Below are 17,428 nucleotides of genomic sequence, written 5' to 3' on the forward strand. Positions count from 1 at the left end.
GCCGCGGCGGGCCCCTGGCCCCACCGCCGCCGCGGGCCCCCACCCCCGGCCCCGCCGCCTCGGCGGGCCCCGGCCGCGCCGCGCACTACCCTGGGACGGTGACCCGCACCCCTGTCGTCGTCCTGATCTCCGGCACCGGCTCGAACCTCGCCGCCCTCCTCTCCGCCGCGGCGGAGGAGCAGTGCCCCTACGAGGTGGTCGCCGTCCTCGCCGACCGGGAGGCCTCCGGCCTCGAGCACGCCCGCGCCGCCGGCATCCCCACCGAGGTGGTGGCCCTGCGCGACCACCCCGACCGCAACGCCTGGGACCGCGCCCTCACCGCCGCCGTCGCCGCCCACGACCCGCAGCTCGTGGTGCTCGCCGGATTCATGAAGCTCGTCGGCCCCCCGCTGCTCGAGGCCTTCGGCGGCCGGATCATCAACACCCACCCCGCACTGCTGCCCGCCTTCCCCGGCGCCCACGGCGTGCGCGACGCCCTCGCCCACGGCGTGAAGGTCACCGGCTGCAGCGTGATCGAGGTCGACGCGGGCGTGGACACCGGGCGGATCCTCGCCCAGCGCGCCGTGGACGTGCTCGAGGAGGACACCGAGGAGGCCCTCCACGAGCGGATCAAGGCCGTCGAGCAGCCGCTGCTGGTCGAGGTCGTGCGACGCCTCGCCGCCGCCCGCTGACGCCTCCGGCCCGCCCCCTCCCGGCGGAAGCACGCGGCACCGTTCCGCTCCCGCCCGCCGGGACCCGCGCCCCCTCTCGTCGATGCCCGCCGGGGTCGGGGACGGGCGCGCGGACCGCTAGGCTGGGCCCCACACGACTGGCGCAGGTGGGGGACCACCGGGGAGTGTTGTGACGTCGGGGGCATCGACCGCCTGGGTGCCCTCCGCAAGCAGATCCGAACAGGAGCACGCCACGTGAGCACCGCAGAACGCCGCCCGATCCGCCGAGCCCTCCTCTCCGTCTTCGACAAGACCGGCATCGTCGACCTCGCCCGCACCCTCGCCGAGCAGGGCGCGGAGATCGTCTCGACCGGCTCCACCGCCTCCACGATCCGCGACGCCGGCATCGCCGTGACCGAGGTGGAGACCGTCACCGGCTTCCCCGAGATGCTCGACGGCCGCGTCAAGACGCTCCACCCGCGCGTGCACGGCGGGATCCTCGCCGATCAGCGCCTGGAGTCCCACCGCGACCAGCTCGCCGAGCACGACATCGCCCCCTTCGACCTCGTGGTCGTGAACCTCTACCCCTTCGCCGAGACCGTCGCCGCCGGCGGCAGCTTCGCGGAGATCATCGAGAAGATCGACGTGGGCGGCCCGACCATGGTGCGCGGCGCCGCGAAGAACTTCGCCTCCGTCGCCGTGGTGGTGGACCCCGAGGGCTACCCGATCGCGGCCGAGGCCGCGGCGGAGGGCGGCTTCACCCTCGCCGAGCGCCAGGAGCTCGCCACCATCGCCTTCACCCGCACCGCCGAGTACGACGAGGCGATCAGCGACTGGATGCTCGGCCAGCTCGCCGAGGACGACGCGGACGCCGAGCCCGAGGTCGAGGCCGACGACGTCGAGATCCCCTCGATCCTCGACCTCTCCGACGCCGACGCGGCCGAGCTCGGCATCACCGCGACCCTCCGCTACGGCGAGAACCCCCACCAGAGGGCCCGGCTCGCCGTCACCGACGAGACCGTCCCGGGCATCGCGGGCGCCGAGCAGCTCGGCGGCAAGGCCATGAGCTACAACAACTACGTCGACGCCGACGCCGCGGTGCGCGCCGCCCACGACCACGCCCGCCCCGCCGTCGCCGTGGTCAAGCACAACAACCCCTGCGGCGTCGCCGTGGTCGACGAGGGCCAGGACATCGCCCTCGCCCACGCTCGCGCCCACGGCACCGACCCCGTCTCCGCGTACGGAGGCGTGATCGCGGCGAACCGCACGGTCACCCTCGCCATGGCCCAGCAGGTCAAGCCGATCTTCACCGAGGTGATCCTCGCACCCGGCTATGAGGACGAGGCCCTCGAGCTGCTGCGCACCAAGAAGAACCTCCGCATCCTGAAGCTCGAGGGGGAGTACTCCCGCGGCGTCGAGATGCGCGAGATCTGGGGCGGCATGCTGATCCAGGACGCGGACCGCATCGACGCAGGCGGCGACGCCCCCGCCGGCTGGACGCTCGCCGCGGGCGAGGCGGCCGACGAGGCGACCCTCGCCGACCTCGAGTTCGCCTGGCGCGCGGTGCGCGCCGTGAAGTCCAACGCGATCCTGCTGGCCGCGGACGGCGCCGCCGTCGGCATCGGGATGGGCCAGGTCAACCGCCTGGACTCCTGCCGCCTGGCCGTCTCCCGCGCCAACACCCTCGGCGAGCACGCCGAGGGAGAGGCCGCGCCGGAGCGGGCCCGCGGCGCGGTCGCCGCGTCGGACGCCTTCTTCCCCTTCGCCGATGGGGTGCAGATCCTGCTGGACGCCGGGGTGCGGGCGATCGTCCAGCCCGGCGGCTCGATCCGCGACGACGAGGTGATCGAGGCGTGCCGTGCCGCGGGCGTCACGCTCTACCTCACCGGCACCCGCCACTTCGCCCACTGACCGCCCGGCACCGCCCGTCCGCGCCGCCCGGCCCGGACGGGCGGCGCCGCCCCGCCCTGCCCGCGTCGGCCTGCGCCGATCCCGGGCAGGGATCCCCGATGGCGGAGGACCTCTGTTCACCTCCGGTCCATCCGTGACCTCTAAGCTTGGGCGCATCCACCAGCGAGCGCCGAAGGAGTGACCGTGAAGATCCCCGACAACCAGAGCCTGCGCGAGTACATCGAGCACCTGCGCGAGGAGGGGTACTCGGTCCAGGACGGCCACACCCCGGACCCGGACCTGATCGACCCTCAGGGGAACCCGGTCTACACCTGGCAGGAGGGGTACCCGTACGAGACCCGGATGGACCGGGAGGAGTACGAGCTGCAGAAGTACCAGCTCCAGGTCGAGCTGCTGAAGTTCCAGTACTGGCTCGAGGACAACGACCAGAAGGCCGTCATCATCTTCGAGGGGCGCGACGCGGCCGGCAAGGGCGGCACGATCAAGCGCTTCACCGAGCACCTCAACCCCCGCACCGCCCGCGTCGTCGCGCTGAACAAGCCCAGCGACCGCGAGCGCGGCCAGTGGTATTTCCAGCGCTACGTCCAGCACCTGCCCACCGAGGGCGAGATGGTGCTCTTCGACCGCTCCTGGTACAACCGCGCCGGCGTCGAGCGGGTGATGGGCTTCGCGACCCCCGAGCAGTACGAGACCTTCATGAACCAGGTCCCCTACTTCGAGCGGATGTTGGTGGACTCCGGCATTCACCTCACCAAGTTCTGGTTCTCCGTCTCGCAGAAGGAGCAGCGCACCCGCTTCGCGATCCGGCAGCTGGACCCGGTGCGGCGCTGGAAGCTCTCCCCGATGGACCTCGAGTCGCTGGACCGCTGGGAGGCGTACACCGAGGCCAAGGAGGAGATGTTCCGCCGCACGGACAAGAAGTACGCGCCGTGGACGATCATCCGCTCCAACGACAAGAAGCGCGCCCGCCTGAACGCGATGCGCTACTTCCTCTCCCAGTTCGAGTACGAGGACAAGGACCACGAGACCGTGGGCAGCCCGGACCCGAAGCTGGTCATGCGCGGCAAGATGGAGGAGGCCGACGAGTGAGCCGCTGACGGCGCCGCTCGCGCGACGGGCCGGTCACCCCTGGGGGTGACCGGCCCGTCGGCTCTCCGGTGCGGCTCAGAAGTCCAGGCGCTCCGTGGGCGGCAGCGCCATCTCGCCCGAGTCGGGCTGCTCCGGCGCGGCGGCCGGCCCCGGCTCCTCGTCGAGCGCCGGGATGGTGCCGGTGGCCGTCGCCCGGTGCGGCGAGGTCATCGAGGCGGGGGAGAGCAGCCCGGCCAGACGTGCCTCGTCCAGCAGGCCGCGCTCGAGCACCAGGTCCCGGACCGGACGGCCCGTCGCCAGCGCCTCCTCCGCGACCTCCGTCGCGGCCGCGTACCCGATCACCGGCACCAGCGCCGTGACCACCCCGATCGAGCGGTGCAGATAGTCCTCCAGCACCTCCTCGTTCAGGGTGATCCCGGCGACGCAGCGGTCGGCGAGGGTGTTCATCGCGCGGGTCATGATCTGCGTGGACTCGAGGATGTTGAAGGCGATCACCGGCTCGAACACGTTCAGCTGCAGCTGACCTCCCTCGGCCGCGAAGGTCACCGAGAGATCGTTGCCGATCACCTCGTAGGCGACCTGGTTGACGACCTCCGGGATCACCGGGTTCACCTTGCCGGGCATGATCGAGCTGCCCGGCTGCACGGCCGGCAGCTTGATCTCGTGCAGGCCGGCGCGCGGCCCGGAGCTCAGCAGGCGCAGGTCGTTGCAGATCTTCGAGATCTTCACCGCGATGCGCTTGAGGATCCCGGAGAAGGTCACGAAGGCGCCGGTGTCGCTGGTGGCCTCGACCAGGTCGGCGGAGACCACGAAGGGCACCCCGGTCAGCTCCGCGAGCTCGGCCGTGGCCATCGCCGCATAGCGCGGATCGGACGTGATGCCGGTGCCTATCGCCGTCGCGCCGAGGTTGATCTCCTGGAACAGCGTCGCAGTGCGGGTGAGGCGCTGGACGTCCTCCTCGATCGTGGTGGCCCAGGCGTGGAACTCCTGGCCCACCGTCATCGGGACCGCGTCCTGCAGCTGGGTGCGCCCCATCTTCAGGACCGAGGAGAACTCCTCGCCCTTGGCGCGCAGGGTGGAGATCAGGTGGTCCATCGCCTCGGCCAGCGCCGGGAAGGACAGCATGATCGTCAGCCGGATCGCCGTGGGGTAGACGTCGTTGGTGGACTGGCCGAGGTTGACGTGGTTGTTGGGGTGCAGCCGGTCGTACTGCCCCTTCTGGTGCCCGAGGATCTCCAGCGCGCGGTTGGCGATCACCTCGTTGGCGTTCATGTTCGTGCTCGTGCCGGCCCCGCCCTGGATCATGTCCACGATGAAGTGCTCGTGGAGGGCGCCGCCGATGATCTCCTCGCAGGCGCGGTCGATCGCGGCGAAGCGTTCGTCGTCGAGCGCCCCCAGGCGATGGTTGGCGCGGGCGGCGGCACGCTTGACCTGGGCGAGGGCCTCGATCATCCGGGGGAAGTGCTGCAGCTGCACCCCCGTGATGTGGAAGTTCTCGTTCGCACGCAGGGTCTGGACGCCGTAGTAGGCATCGGCCGGGACGTCGCGGTCTCCGAGCAGGTCGTGCTCACGGCGGGTGCCGGTCGACGTCGCACCGGGGCTGGTCATCGTGGGATCCTCCAGATGTCGCTGTGGCCGACGGCTCTGCCGGCCCCTGTCAGGGTAACGGGGCGTGGCCCGTACGATGGCCGGGTGCGCGCGCCCCGATCCCCCCACACGCTCCGCGCCGCCTTCCGGCGACAGGCGGTGCTCACCCTCGCCCTGCCCGCGCTCGCGCTGATCGTCCTGATCGGGGCGACGCTGTCGGCGCCGCTGGCCGGCGTCCTCCTGGCGGCACTGCTGCTGGTCCTCGCGCTGATGCGGGCCCTGCTGCCCGTGCGGGCGGTCGGCGCGCTGGCCGTCCGCTCCCGCGGCCTCGACGTCGCGGTGCTGCTCGCCCTCGCGCTCGGCATCGCGGTGCTGAGCACCTCGCCGAACCTCTGAGCCGAGGCGCCTCGGGAGGGCCCGTCGGGGTGTGAGCTTCGTCGGCCCGCCGGCGGGAGCGGGGCCCGCCCGCGGTGTGGGACGATCTGTCCGTGCCCACCGACTCCGCCCGGCTCCATGCCGTGTTCGACCTCGCGATGAGGATCGGGGAGGGCCTGCTCACCAACGGTGCCGCCGCCTCGGAGGTCACCGCCACGGTGCTGCGGGTGACCAGCTCGTCCGGCCTGCGCAACGTCTCCGTGCAGGTCACCTTCAACGAGGTCACGATCTCCTATCTCGCCGACGAGTCCGCGACCCCGTTCACGAGGGTCCGCTCGGCAGGGGAGCGGACCCAGGACTTCGCGCGCCTGGCCGCCTTCGAGGACATCTCCCACCAGTACCTCTCCGGGGAGCTCCCGCTGGACGAGGCCCGGCACCGGGCCGCCGCGATCCCGCAGCGCCAGCCGCTGTACCGGCTCGTGCTCGTGGTCGCGGGCTTCGCGGTGATGGGCGGCGCGGCCGCGCTCAGCTTCGGCGCCGGCAGCCTCGTCGTGGTCGCCGCGACCCTCGCCGCCGGGCTGCTGATCGCGGCGGCGGAGCTGCTGGCCCGGTGGAGCATCCCGCCGTTCTACAGCCAGGCGCTCGGCGGGCTCGTCGCCGTCGCCGCCGCGATCGGGGTCAGCGCGATCGACCCCACCGAGAACTCCTCGATCGTCGTGGTCTCGTGCCTGATCGTGCAGCTCGCGGGGCTCTCCTCGATCAGCGCCGTGCAGGACGCGGTGACGGGCTGGTACATCACCGCCGCGGGACGCATGCTCGAGACGCTCATGCTCACCGTCGGCATCGTGGTGGGCGTGCGCGCCGGGCTGCTCGCGGCCGACGCGATCGGCGCGGACATCTCCGTGACCGCGTCGATGCCGCTGTCGATCACGACGGCGCTGGTGGTGCTGATCTCGGGGCTCGGCATGGGGCTCGGCTACGGCGTCGGCACCCAGACCCCGCCCCGGCTGCTGCTGATGGCCGCGCTGGTCGCCGCCGGCTCGGGCCTCGTCTCGCACCTGATCGCCGGGACACTGCACGACCGCACCGTCGCCGTCGGCGTCGCCGCCTTCCTCACCGGCCTGGTCGCGACCGCGCTCGCCGACCGGGTGCGCGCCCCCTCGCTCGCCTTCGTCATGGCAGGGGTGATCCCGCTGGTGCCCGGCAGCCGGATCTACCGCGGCCTGCTCGGGCTGCAGGACGACCTCTCGGTGGGCATCTCCGAGCTGCTCGAGGCGGCGCAGATCGCGATCGCGATCGCCGCGGGCGTGGTGCTCGGCCAGCTCATCTCCTCGCGGATCATGCCCTACTTCCGCCGCAGCGGCATCGCCTACACCCCGGCGATCTCCTCGCCCTTCACCACCATGCGCCGTCGCCGCCTCTCGCTCGGCACGCGGTCGAGGCGGCGCCGTCGCGGCACTGCGGTGATCGAGCCGTCTACGATGACCGGAGAGATGACGGCGCTGTCACCGGCTCTGTTCGAGGACGCGGACCTGCTCGACGACCTCGAGCCCCCCGCGGACCTCGTGGACCGCGACCGCGGGGAGCGCCGCGACGAGGACGAGGAGGTCCCATGACCGAGAACGCACTGCTGGCCGTCGCCGGCTACTCCACCAGCGGCACCGGCCGCGGCCGCGGCATCGAGCTGCTGGCCCTGCGGTCCGACGGGCAGGACCTCGCCGTCGAGCGTCGTGCCGCCGTCGACCTGCCCGACCCCTCCTTCGTGCTGTGGAGCGAGGACGGCGCCCTGCTGCACGCGGTGCTCGAGACCGAGCCGACGCGGGTGGTCACCCTGCGCGTGGACGAGGACGGGGCGCGGGCGGAGGTCGTCGCGGACCTCGCGCTGGACGGGGCGGGCGGCTGCCACCTCGCCCACGGCAGCGACGGCCGCTCCCTCGTGATCGCCCAGTACGGCTCCGGCTCCGTGGCGACGGTGGGCCTGGACGAGGAGGGCCTGCCCACCGCGCAGATCGACCTCGACGACCACCACGAGCTGATCGACGGCATCGCGGAGACCGCGCCGCACCCGCACCAGGTCGTGGCGCTGCCCGGCACGGAGGCCCTCGCCGTCCCCGACCTCGGCCTGGACCGCGTGATGCTGTACCGCCAGGGCGCCGGCGGCATGATCGACATCGCCGGCGAGATCTCGCTGAGCCGGGGGAACGGGCCGCGCCATCTCGTGGCCGACCACGAGTCCGAGCAGATCCACATCGCCTGCGAGCTCTCCGGCATGGTCGCCACCGCCGTGCGCGCCCACGAGGCCTCGCCCCGCTCCGTCCCCGCCGTCATGCCGCAGGCGCCGCGCCGCTGGGCCGTGCGCTCGATGATGCCGGCCAGCGGCAGTGAGTCCGCCGCCGCGCTCTCTCACATCGAGCTCGTCGCCGACGAGTCCGCGCTGCTGGTCGCCAACCGCGGCCCCGACACCCTCTCCCTGCTCTCCCTCGACGCGATGCGGCCGCAGCGCGTGGCCGAGGTCGAGGTGGGCGCGCACCCGCGTCACTTCACCCAGTGGGGCGACCTGGTGCTGGTCGCCGCGCAGGAGGGCGACCGGATCGACGTGCTGCGCCGTCGCGGCGAGGAGCTCGCGCGGGTCGGGGAGCCGATCCCCGCCCCGTCGGTCGCGTGCCTCGCGGTGCGCCCCGTGGCCTGAGACCGTCCCGGGAGCGGTCTCCCGGGGCTCCAGTGAGCGGCCCCGCACCGGACCTGTTGCCGCCGGTGGCCACGAGACGGATAGACTCACCGGCGCCCAACCGGTCGGCCGGTGGGCTCCGTCGTGCCCTCGCCCCGTCCCGGAAGGACCCTTCCCGATGACCGCTGCCGCTGACTCCCGGACCGCTCCCGCCTCGCAGGGAGCGGTGCTCTCGGCCGCACCGGAGCGCTCCGCGGCCGCCGATCGCGCCGCCGAGAGGTTCGAGCAGTCCTTCGGCTACGCGCCCGACGGGGTCTGGTCCGCGCCGGGCCGCGTCAACATCATCGGCGAGCACGTCGACTACCAGGACGGCCTCTGCCTGCCGATGGCGATCTCGCACCGCTGCTTCGCCGCCGCCGCCCGCACCCCCACCTCGCGGGTGCGCCTGCGCTCCGCCCAGGACGACCTCGAGCTCGACCTCGACGCGGCCGAGCTCGAGCCCGGCGCGGTCGAGGGCTGGCCCGCCTATGTCGCCGGCGTGCTCTGGGCGCTGCGCCCCTTCATCTCCGGCGCCGTCACCCAGGGCATGGACATCCTCATCGACGGGCAGGTCCCGCTCGGGGCGGGCCTGTCCAGCTCGGCCGCGCTCGAGTGCGCCGCCGCCGAGGCGATCGAGGCGCTGCTGACCCTGGGCACCACGCCGCTGGATCGGGTGCGCGCCGCGATCACCGCCGAGACCGACTTCGCCGGCGCCTCCACGGGCGGGCTCGACCAGTCCGCCTCGGTCCTCTCCCGTGAGGGCCACGCCCTGTTCCTGGACTGCCGGGACTTCTCCACCCGCGCGGTGCCGTGGGACCTCGCCTCACAGGGCCTCGCCCTGCTCATCACCGACACCCGCGCCGAGCATTCCCACGTCGACGGGGAGTACACGGCGCGCCGTGCGGACAGCGAGCGCGCCGCGGAGGCGCTCGGCGTGCCGACCCTGCGCGATGCGGATCAGGCCCGGCTCGAGGAGCTCCTGGCGAGCATCGACGACGGGGTCGTGCGCCGCCGCGCCCGCCACGTGATCACAGAGATCCAGCGCGTGCAGGAGTTCGATGCGCTGCTCGCCGAGGGGACGGTGCGCGCGCACGTCGCGGAGCTCGGCGCGCTGCTGAACGCCTCCCACGACTCGCTGCGCGAAGACTATGAGGTCACGGTCCCGCAGCTCGACCTCGCCGTGGACACCGCCCGCACGGCCGGCGCGCACGGTGCCCGCATGACCGGCGGCGGATTCGGCGGCTCGACCATCGCGCTGGTCGAGGCGGAGCAGGCGCAGTCGATCGCCGAGGCGATCGCCGCCGCCTTCGCCGCGGCCGGCTTCACCGCCCCGGAATTCTTCCTGGCCCTGCCCTCGGAGGGCGCCGGCCAGGACCGCTGACCCGCGACGCCGGAAGCACCGCCTGACGACATCCCGCCGTCGTCGGTGCTTCCCCGCCGCCCGTGCGGCACCGTCGTCAGCGCGTCGCGTCCCCGGGCGCGGGCGCCGCGAGCCAGTCCCGCACCCCCGCGAGGAGTCGGGAGCGGACCGGCTCGGGAGCGGCCGAGAGACGGACCGAGGAGGCGGCGAGGTCGGCGAGCTCGGCGTCGTCCAGCCCGATCCGCCGCGCGGTCTCGTACTGGTCCAGCAGCCGGGAGCCGAACAGCAGCGGGTCGTCGGCGCCGAGCGCGATCTGCGCCCCGGCCCCTATCAGCCGGCGCAGCGGCACGTCCTCGGCGTGCTCGAGCACGCCGAGGGAGGCGTTCGAGGCCGGGCAGAGCTCGAACCCGATCCCGGCCCTCACCACCTGCTCCAGCAGATGCGGGTCCTCGGCGGCGCGCACCCCGTGACCCAGACGGTCCGGTCGCAGGTGCTCGACGACCTCCCGCACGTGCGAGGGCCCCAGCAGCTCCCCGCCGTGCGGCACCGACAGCAGCCCGGCCTCTCGCGCGATGCGGAAGGCGGGGGCGAAGTCCTCGGTGTCACCGCGTCGCTCGTCGTTGGAGAGCCCGAAGCCGATCACCCGACCGGCGCTGCGCGCCGCGAGCCGGGCCAGGGCGCGGGCGTCCAGCGGATGCCGGGTGCGGGAGGCGGCCACCACGATCCCGACGCTGACCCCGGTCTCCGCCTCGGAGCGCTCGGCCTGGTCCAGCACGATCTCGACCGCGGGGGTGATCCCGCCGACGAAGGGCGCATAGCTGGTCGGGTCCACCTGCAGCTCGAGCCGGCCCGAGCCCTCGGCGGCGTCGTCCTCCACCGCCTCGTGGAGCAGGCGCCGCATCGCCGACTCCGAGTCGACGACCGCGCGGGCGGTGTCGTACTGGCGCTGGAAGCGGAACCATCCGCGCCGGTCGGGCTCGACCTGAAGCGCCACGTCGTCGGTGAGGGAGCGGGGCAGTCGCATGCCCCGCTCCGCGGCCAGCTCCCACAGCGTCGTCGGACGCATCGAGCCCGTGAAGTGCAGGTGCAGATGCGCCTTGGGCAGGGTCCGCAGGTCGCGGCCCGATCCGGCGGGGGAGGGGCTCATCCCGCCAGGAGCGCGGCCACCCGGTCGATGCCCTCGACGATGTCCTCGTCCCCGAGGGCGTAGGAGAAGCGCAGGTGGCCGGGGGCGCCGAAGGCCTCGCCCGGCACGGCGGCGACCTCCGCCTCCTCGAGGATCACGGTCGCGAGCTCGGTCGAGCTGGTCACCTTCCGGCCGCGGATCTCCCGGCCCAGCAGCTGCGAGACATCGGGGAAGACGTAGAACGCGCCGGTGGGCGTCGGCACGGTGAAGCCGTCGATCGCGGAGAGCTTCTCGACGATCAGCTGCCGACGCCGGTCGAAGGCGAGGCGCATCTCCTCGACGGGCTCCGTCGGCCCCGTCAGCGCCGCGAGCGCCGCCCGCTGGGCGATGTTGTTGACGTGGGAGGTGAGATGGGACTGCAGGTTCGAGGCCGCCTTGATGACGTCGAGGGGCCCCACCATCCAGCCCACCCGCCAGCCGGTCATCGCGAAGGACTTCGCCACGCCGCCGAGCAGGATCGTGGTGTCGGCGAGCTCGGGGACGGCCTTCAGCACCGAGGTGAAGGGCATGTCGCCGTAGGTGAGGGACTGGTAGATCTCGTCGGTGATCACCCACAGCCCGTGCTCGAGCGCCCAGCGGCCGATCTCCTCGACCTGCTCGGGGGAGAGCACCGCGCCGGTCGGGTTCGAGGGGGAGCACAGCACCAGGGCGCGGGTGCGGTCGGTGAGGGCGGCTTCGAGCTGCGCGACGGTGGGGACGTAGCCCTGGTCGGCGCCGGCGAGGACGGGGACCTCGGCCGCGCCCGACTGGCGGATCGCCTCGGGATAGGTGGTCCAGTACGGGGCGGGCAGCAGCACCTCGTCGCCCGGGTCCAGCACGGTCGCGAAGGCCTGGAACACGGCCTGCTTGCCGCCGTTGGTCACCAGCACCTGGGCCGGATCGATCTCGAGCGCAGTCGTCGCCGAGACCGATGCGGCGAGGGCCTCGCGCAGCTCCGGCAGGCCGGCGGTCGCGGAGTAACGGTGGTTGCGCGGATCGCGCGCGGCCTTCACGGCGGCGTCCACGATGTGCGCGGGGGTCGGGAAGTCGGGCTCTCCGGCGCCGAAGCCGATGACGGGCCGACCGGCGGCCTTGAGCGCCTTGGCGGTCGCGTCGACCGCGAGGGTCGCGGAGGGCTCGATCGCGCCGATGCGCTGCGAGATGCGGGAACGGGAGGCGGGAGTGCGTGCGTCGTCGGTGGTCACCCGACTATCGTGGCAGAGCTCGCCCCGCGCCGCCAGGATGGACGTCCCTTGGGAACGGGGGCGCGCCGGGACCCCCGAGGCGCCGGAATGTGACGTGATCCGGGTCGATTCGCACGAGTCCCCATCGGCTTGTATGCTGGACGCTGGTCAGAATCGCTCAGGCTTCTCCGGGCACGTCCCGGGACCGGGCGAGACGACCGCACGGGGCTCGTCCCCGTGAAGGGCAGTGGCGCAATTGGTAGCGCAGCGGTCTCCAAAACCGCAGGTTGCAGGTTCGAGCCCTGTCTGCCCTGCCGGTCCGGCCGGGGTCACCCGGCCGGATGCGGATGACCTCGACGAGATCGGATAGCTCCCTGTGAACTCCAGCCAGAACGCCCCGTCGGCACCGCGCACCGGTGACGTCCAGGGCTCCGGGTCGAAGAACCCGTTCCTGGCCATCGGTCTGTTCATCCGTCAGGTGATCGCCGAGCTGCGCAAGGTGGTCGTCCCCAGCAGGCGCGAGCTGGTCCTGTACTCGATCACGGTGCTGCTGTTCGTCGCCTTCATGATCCTGCTGATCTTCGGGCTCGACGCGGCCTTCAGCTGGATCTCGCGGATCGCCTTCACGGTCCCCGACGTGTGAGCGGGCGCCTGATCCGCACCTCGCACAGCCCTGTGACCGACCAGTCCACCGCAGCCAGGAAGGCAGGTTCCCGCCGATGAGCGAGACGACCTCTACCCCCGACGAGTCCTTCGACGACGTCGACGACACCCTCTCCTTCTCCGCCTCGGCCCCGACCGGCCAGGCCGCGGGCGAGGACGTCGCCGCCGAGGAGGCCGCGGCCGAGGACGCCGAGCTCGACGCGGAGCTCCCCGACGACGACGCGCCGGCCGACGACGAGAGCGCCGAGGCGCCTGTCGACAATGCCGAGGCCGACGAGCCGGCCGACGACGCCGAGGCCGACGACTCCGACGAGCCGGCCGACGCCGACGAGGCCCCGGCCGCCGAGGAGGCCGAGGACGTCCCCGCGGCCGAGGAGCCCGAGGAGGACCCGGTCCAGCAGCTGCGCATGCACCTGCGCTCCGCGCTCGGCGAGTGGTACGTCATCCACTCCTACTCCGGGCACGAGAACCGCGTGAAGACCCAGCTCGCCACGCGCACCGAGACCATGGACATGGAGGAGTTCATCTTCGAGGTCCAGGTCCCGATGGAGGACGCGACCGAGGTCAAGAACGGCCAGAAGAAGATCGTCCGCCGCGTGCGCATCCCCGGCTACGTGCTGGTGCGCATGGACCTGACCACCGAGTCCTGGCGCGTCGTGCGCGACACCCCCGGCGTGACCGGCTTCGTCGGCAACGCGACCGAGCCCACCCCACTCACCTTCGACGAGATCTTCTCGATGCTCGCGCCGTCCGTCGGCCTGCCCGAGAAGAAGCGCTCCTCCGGCTCGTCCGGCTCCTCCTCGAAGCCCGCGGCCGCGCAGAAGGTCCCCGACTTCCAGGTCGGCGAGTCCGTCACCGTCATGGACGGCCCCTTCGAGACCATGCCGGCCACGATCTCCGAGATCCACGCCGAGGCCCAGAAGCTCCAGGTGCTCGTGTCGATCTTCGGCCGCGAGACCCCGGTCGAGCTCGGCTTCGACCAGGTCGCCAAGATCTGAGCAGCCCGGTCCGCCTCGTGCGGACCCTCGGACGCGCGGCCCCTCGCCCGCGTCCGCCCCGAATCCCCGCGGCGCGCCCGGCTCCGGCCGGACGGGCTCCCCGGTGGGGGAGTACGACCGAGATCACGCCTGATCGAGGTCGACGCCGCCGCGACGTGCAGGTAACGTCGCATCCCGGATCCGTGCCCCTCGGGGCGCGGCTCCTGCAGTGGGAGGAGCGCGTGATGAGCTCCGCCCGGACCACACCACAGTAAGGAAGAGCAATGGCTCCCAAGAAGAAGATCGCGAGCATCATCAAGCTCCAGATCCAGGCCGGCCAGGCCACCCCTGCGCCGCCCGTGGGTCCCGCGCTCGGCGCTGCCGGCGTGAACATGATGGAGTTCGTGAAGGCCTACAACGATCGCACCGCCGATCAGCGTGGCAACATCATCCCCGTCGAGATCACGGTCTACGAGGACCGCTCGTTCACCTTCATCACGAAGACCCCGCCGGCGGCGGAGCTCATCAAGAAGGCCGCCGGCCTCCAGAAGGGCTCGGCCGTCCCGCACACCGACAAGGTCGGCAAGATCACCCAGGCTCAGGTCCGCGAGATCGCGGAGACCAAGATGCCTGATCTGAACGCGAACGACATCGAGGCCGCGGCGAAGATCGTCGAGGGCACCGCTCGTTCCATGGGCATCACGGTGGAGGGCTGAGAACGATGGCATTCCGTAGCAAGGCTTACAAGAACGGCGCCGCTCTGATCGAAGAGGGCCGCGCGTACTCCCCGCTGGACGCCCTGCGCCTCGCGCAGAAGTCCAGCCCGGCGAAGTTCGACGCCTCCGTCGAGGTCGCGATGCGTCTCGGCGTCGACCCCCGCAAGGCGGACCAGATGGTGCGCGGCACCGTCAACCTGCCCAACGGCACCGGCAAGACCGCCCGCGTCATCGTCTTCGCGTCCGGCGCGCAGGCCGAGGCCGCTCTCGCGGCGGGCGCCGACGAGGTCGGCGACGACGACCTGATCGAGAAGGTCGCCGGCGGCTGGACCGACTTCGACGCGGCCGTCGCCACCCCGAACCTGATGGGCAAGGTCGGCAAGCTGGGCCGCGTGCTCGGCCCCCGCGGCCTCATGCCGAACCCCAAGACCGGCACCGTGACCATGGACGTCACCAAGGCCGTGAGCGACATCAAGGGCGGCAAGATCGAGTTCCGCACCGACCGTGCGGCGAACCTGCACTACATCGTCGGCAAGGTCTCCTTCACCGACAAGCAGCTCGTCGAGAACTACGTCGCGGCGCTGGACGAGATCCTCCGTCTCAAGCCGTCCGCGTCCAAGGGGCGCTACATCACGAAGATCACCGTGTCCACCACCATGGGCCCCGGCATCCCGGTCGACGTGAACCGCACCCGCAACCTCCTCGAGGACACCGACGAGGCCTGAGCCTCCTCGACTCCTCGCATCTCGGCGCCCCGCCCACCGCTCAGGTGGGCGGGGCGCCGTGCTGTGCGGGGCGCATCGCCACTGGCAGGGAGTTGTTCGACGCCCGGTACCGCTTTGCTGGTACGTCCCGTCGAACAAATGCGCGGGGCCGCCCCGGTTGTCGGGTTGTTCGACGTCCGGTACCGCTTCACTGGTACCTCCCGTCGATCAAGTCAGTCACCGGCCGCGTCGCGGGGCGCTTCGCCGCCGGCAAGGGAGTTGTTCGATGTCCGGTACCGCTCTGCTGGTACTTCCCGTCGAACAGGTGCGCCGAGGGCTGCGCGGTACGGAGATCCGGTGCCGGTGGGGGAGAGGGCGCAGAGGGCTGAGCGCCGGCTGATCGCCGTCCCGCGGTGGACAGGACCCCGGCCTCCCGCCGCCGGGCGCCTCGAGCGGCCCATCTCTCGGCGCCCGCCGCGCACCACCCGGCGCCCGCCGCCCACCACCCGGCGCCCGCCGCCCACCACCCGGCGCCCGCCGCCCACCACCCGGCGCCCGCCGCCCACCACCCGGCGCCCGCCGCCCACCACCCGCCGCTCGTCGCCGGACTGTGACGGAGACCGCCGCCCGCACCGTGGCGCGCGCCCCCGTCCCTGCACTACTCTGGACCTACCGAAGACCGCCGGTCGTCGCCCTCCACCCGGAGAGCGACCGAAGAAGTCCCCACGGGACGGCCTGCGCAGGTGAACGAACGCGACCCGCACGGTCGCGCCCTCCGAGGAGCAGCTGCTCCCGGGGAGCCGGATCGTGCGTGCTGGCCTCGACACCTGCGTGTCGAGGCCTTTTCCTGTTCCAGGGCCCTTCACCCGGTGGCGAGAGACCTCTGGAAGGAGGGCCATGGCGAATCCCGAGAAGGTGGACGCCGTCGCGGAGATCGCGGACATGTTCCGCGAGTCCGACGCCGCCGTCATCACCGAGTATCGCGGGCTCAGCGTGGGGGAGCTCAAGGAGCTCCGTCGTGCGCTGGGTTCCGAGACGACCTACGCCGTGGTGAAGAACACGCTCACGGAGATCGCCGCCCGCGAGGCCGGCATCGACGTGTTCGACGGCACGCTCAGCGGGCCGACCGCGATCGCCTTCATCAAGGGCGAGCCGGTGGAGCCTGCGAAGGCTCTGCGTGACTTCGCCAAGACCCACGACAAGCTCGTGGTCAAGTCCGGCTACTTCGAGGGCAAGCTGCTCTCGCAGGAGGACGTCCAGAAGCTCGCGGACCTCGAGTCCCGCGAGGTCCTGCTGGCCAAGGCCGCCGGCGCCATGAAGGCGTCGATGTCCAAGGCCGCCGCAGTGTTCGCTGCACCGCTGTCCAAGACGGCGCGCACCGTGGACGCGCTGCGGGCCAAGCAGGAAGCCGCCTGAGCCTCCCGGCTCACCGGCTTCCGCACCACAGCCACAGCGCTGTCCCCCGGCTGCCCCGTCGGAGCATCCGGATCGCAAGACCCGGCGCGTGAGCGCCGCTCAACACCGCAGGGACGCAGGTCCCACCTACAGGAAGGAACGCCCTCATGGCGAAGCTCAGCAACGACGAGCTCATCGAAGCTTTCAAGGAGATGTCCCTCATCGAGCTCTCCGAGTTCGTGAAGCAGTTCGAGGACGTCTTCGACGTCACCGCCGCCGCCCCCGTGGCCGTCGCCGGTGCCGCTCCCGCCGCCGGTGGTGGCGAGGCCGCCGCCGAGGAGGAGAAGACCGAGTTCGACGTCATCCTCGAGTCGGCCGGCTCCGCGAAGATCGCCGTCATCAAGGAGGTGCGCGGCCTGACCTCCCTCGGTCTGAAGGAGGCCAAGGCGCTCGTCGACGAGGCCCCCAAGCCCGTCCTCGAGGGTGTCAAGCAGGAGGACGCCGAGGCCGCCAAGGCGAAGCTCGAGGAGGCCGGCGCGACCGTCACCGTCAAGTGATCTCCGGCGCACGCCCCGGCGTGCGCCTCATCTGACGGCAGTCGCACTGCCCCTGGAAGGGCCGTCCCGCATCGCGCGGGGCGGCCCTTCCGCATGTCCGCAGCGGGGGAGCGGCGCGCACGGACACGGTCCCGGCCCGTGCTCGGCCGGCTCCCGGGCCTCCGGCATCTGGGCGCAGCGCCGGCACGATCTCTGCGCGAGGCTCCGAGGAATCGCCTCTGACATGGCCCGACACCCCGTCACAGGCCCCGCCTGCTTGACTGCGGGACGATTTCCGTCCACACTTTTTCCCGTACGGGGCTGATCCTGCCGCATGCGCCCGGTGTGATGACACCGCCGGGCCGGTCGAGACAGACGGGCAGGACGCGCCGACGAGAACCCCGCGCCA

Annotated in this window: 17 protein-coding genes, 1 tRNA gene and 1 riboswitch; of the genes, 15 read left to right on the plus strand and 3 right to left on the minus strand. The window is 72.3% G+C overall.

Going from position 1 to position 17,428, the window contains the following annotated elements; genetic code table 11:
- The first annotated feature begins 98 nt into the window (after positions 1 to 98).
- The 3 genes from purN (at position 99) to ppk2 (ending at position 3,650) form a co-directional block, all read left to right on the plus strand.
- The gene (gene purN, locus DEU31_RS04205) at positions 99 to 671 is read left to right on the plus strand and encodes a phosphoribosylglycinamide formyltransferase (protein WP_166649379.1); all 573 of its coding nucleotides are present in this window, start codon (positions 99 to 101) and stop codon (positions 669 to 671) included.
- Between the two features lie 123 nt (positions 672 to 794).
- A riboswitch (ZMP/ZTP riboswitch) is annotated at positions 795 to 876 on the plus strand.
- 29 nt (positions 877 to 905) lie between these two features.
- Positions 906 to 2,561: a bifunctional phosphoribosylaminoimidazolecarboxamide formyltransferase/IMP cyclohydrolase gene (gene purH / locus DEU31_RS04210; protein ID WP_133675970.1), complete on the plus strand. Its 1,656-nt coding sequence runs from the start codon at positions 906 to 908 to the stop codon at positions 2,559 to 2,561.
- A gap of 183 nt (positions 2,562 to 2,744) precedes the next feature.
- Positions 2,745 to 3,650, plus strand: a complete 906-nt coding sequence (gene ppk2 / locus DEU31_RS04215; protein WP_010550359.1) for a polyphosphate kinase 2 — start codon at positions 2,745 to 2,747, stop codon at positions 3,648 to 3,650.
- A 75-nt stretch (positions 3,651 to 3,725) separates the two neighbouring features.
- Here ppk2 and aspA read toward each other — a convergent pair whose 3' ends face one another.
- Positions 3,726 to 5,258, minus strand: coding sequence for an aspartate ammonia-lyase (gene aspA, locus DEU31_RS04220; RefSeq protein ID WP_133675972.1), 1,533 nt, complete (start codon positions 5,256 to 5,258; stop codon positions 3,726 to 3,728).
- Between the two features lie 84 nt (positions 5,259 to 5,342).
- Here aspA and DEU31_RS04225 point away from each other — a divergent pair, with 84 nt between their 5' ends.
- The 4 genes from DEU31_RS04225 (at position 5,343) to galK (ending at position 9,700) form a co-directional block, all read left to right on the plus strand.
- Positions 5,343 to 5,633 (plus strand): DUF3017 domain-containing protein, encoded by a 291-nt coding sequence (locus DEU31_RS04225; protein WP_010550357.1) that lies wholly within the window; start codon positions 5,343 to 5,345, stop codon positions 5,631 to 5,633.
- A gap of 92 nt (positions 5,634 to 5,725) precedes the next feature.
- Positions 5,726 to 7,228, plus strand: a complete 1,503-nt coding sequence (locus DEU31_RS04230) for a threonine/serine exporter family protein (protein ID WP_126986340.1) — start codon at positions 5,726 to 5,728, stop codon at positions 7,226 to 7,228.
- Positions 7,225 to 8,301: a beta-propeller fold lactonase family protein gene (locus tag DEU31_RS04235; RefSeq protein ID WP_133675976.1), complete on the plus strand. Its 1,077-nt coding sequence runs from the start codon at positions 7,225 to 7,227 to the stop codon at positions 8,299 to 8,301. The genes DEU31_RS04230 and DEU31_RS04235 overlap by 4 nt, the downstream gene beginning before the upstream one ends.
- Positions 8,302 to 8,458: 157 nt before the next feature.
- A complete protein-coding gene (galK, locus tag DEU31_RS04240) occupies positions 8,459 to 9,700 on the plus strand; it encodes a galactokinase (protein WP_133675978.1) in 1,242 nt (413 codons plus the stop codon).
- Positions 9,701 to 9,776: 76 nt separating this feature from the next.
- On the opposite strand, the gene DEU31_RS04245 is transcribed toward galK, so the two are convergent.
- Positions 9,777 to 10,826 (minus strand): adenosine deaminase, encoded by a 1,050-nt coding sequence (locus DEU31_RS04245; protein WP_133675980.1) that lies wholly within the window; start codon positions 10,824 to 10,826, stop codon positions 9,777 to 9,779.
- Complete coding sequence (locus DEU31_RS04250; RefSeq protein ID WP_133675982.1) at positions 10,823 to 12,049, minus strand: pyridoxal phosphate-dependent aminotransferase; 1,227 nt, start codon at positions 12,047 to 12,049, stop codon at positions 10,823 to 10,825. The genes DEU31_RS04245 and DEU31_RS04250 overlap by 4 nt, the downstream gene beginning before the upstream one ends.
- A gap of 220 nt (positions 12,050 to 12,269) precedes the next feature.
- Between DEU31_RS04250 and DEU31_RS04255 the strand changes: the two genes are divergently transcribed.
- The 8 genes from DEU31_RS04255 to rplL all read left to right on the plus strand — a co-directional run bounded on the left by DEU31_RS04255 (position 12,270) and on the right by rplL (position 17,040).
- Positions 12,270 to 12,342 (plus strand) — tRNA-Trp (locus DEU31_RS04255).
- Between the two features lie 62 nt (positions 12,343 to 12,404).
- On the plus strand, positions 12,405 to 12,671 hold the full coding sequence (gene secE, locus DEU31_RS04260) for a preprotein translocase subunit SecE (protein WP_070502139.1): 267 nt from the start codon (positions 12,405 to 12,407) through the stop codon (positions 12,669 to 12,671).
- 76 nt (positions 12,672 to 12,747) lie between these two features.
- On the plus strand, positions 12,748 to 13,689 hold the full coding sequence (gene nusG / locus DEU31_RS04265; protein ID WP_133675984.1) for a transcription termination/antitermination protein NusG: 942 nt from the start codon (positions 12,748 to 12,750) through the stop codon (positions 13,687 to 13,689).
- Positions 13,690 to 13,952: 263 nt separating this feature from the next.
- The gene (gene rplK, locus DEU31_RS04270) at positions 13,953 to 14,384 is read left to right on the plus strand and encodes a 50S ribosomal protein L11 (protein ID WP_010550349.1); all 432 of its coding nucleotides are present in this window, start codon (positions 13,953 to 13,955) and stop codon (positions 14,382 to 14,384) included.
- 5 nt (positions 14,385 to 14,389) lie between these two features.
- On the plus strand, positions 14,390 to 15,109 hold the full coding sequence (gene rplA, locus DEU31_RS04275; protein WP_133675986.1) for a 50S ribosomal protein L1: 720 nt from the start codon (positions 14,390 to 14,392) through the stop codon (positions 15,107 to 15,109).
- A gap of 392 nt (positions 15,110 to 15,501) precedes the next feature.
- Positions 15,502 to 15,702: a hypothetical protein gene (locus tag DEU31_RS16715; protein ID WP_166649380.1), complete on the plus strand. Its 201-nt coding sequence runs from the start codon at positions 15,502 to 15,504 to the stop codon at positions 15,700 to 15,702.
- Positions 15,703 to 15,985: 283 nt separating this feature from the next.
- Positions 15,986 to 16,504, plus strand: a complete 519-nt coding sequence (gene rplJ, locus DEU31_RS04285; RefSeq protein ID WP_010550347.1) for a 50S ribosomal protein L10 — start codon at positions 15,986 to 15,988, stop codon at positions 16,502 to 16,504.
- Positions 16,505 to 16,650: 146 nt separating this feature from the next.
- Complete coding sequence (gene rplL / locus DEU31_RS04290; RefSeq protein ID WP_010550346.1) at positions 16,651 to 17,040, plus strand: 50S ribosomal protein L7/L12; 390 nt, start codon at positions 16,651 to 16,653, stop codon at positions 17,038 to 17,040.
- Positions 17,041 to 17,428: the final 388 nt, after the last annotated feature.

This window comes from Brachybacterium sp. AG952 (assembly GCF_004362645.1).
GTDB lineage: Bacteria > Actinomycetota > Actinomycetes > Actinomycetales > Dermabacteraceae > Brachybacterium > Brachybacterium conglomeratum.

Coding starts and splice junctions, on each gene's coding strand:
- aspA (WP_133675972.1), bottom strand. CDS start 5,258: ATGACCAGCCCCGGTGCGACGTCGACCGGCACCCGCCGTGAGCACGAC.
- DEU31_RS04245 (WP_133675980.1), bottom strand. CDS start 10,826: ATGAGCCCCTCCCCCGCCGGATCGGGCCGCGACCTGCGGACCCTGCCC.
- rplL (WP_010550346.1), top strand. CDS start 16,651: ATGGCGAAGCTCAGCAACGACGAGCTCATCGAAGCTTTCAAGGAGATG.
- rplA (WP_133675986.1), top strand. CDS start 14,390: ATGGCATTCCGTAGCAAGGCTTACAAGAACGGCGCCGCTCTGATCGAA.
- DEU31_RS04235 (WP_133675976.1), top strand. CDS start 7,225: ATGACCGAGAACGCACTGCTGGCCGTCGCCGGCTACTCCACCAGCGGC.
- nusG (WP_133675984.1), top strand. CDS start 12,748: ATGAGCGAGACGACCTCTACCCCCGACGAGTCCTTCGACGACGTCGAC.
- galK (WP_133675978.1), top strand. CDS start 8,459: ATGACCGCTGCCGCTGACTCCCGGACCGCTCCCGCCTCGCAGGGAGCG.
- rplK (WP_010550349.1), top strand. CDS start 13,953: ATGGCTCCCAAGAAGAAGATCGCGAGCATCATCAAGCTCCAGATCCAG.
- rplJ (WP_010550347.1), top strand. CDS start 15,986: ATGGCGAATCCCGAGAAGGTGGACGCCGTCGCGGAGATCGCGGACATG.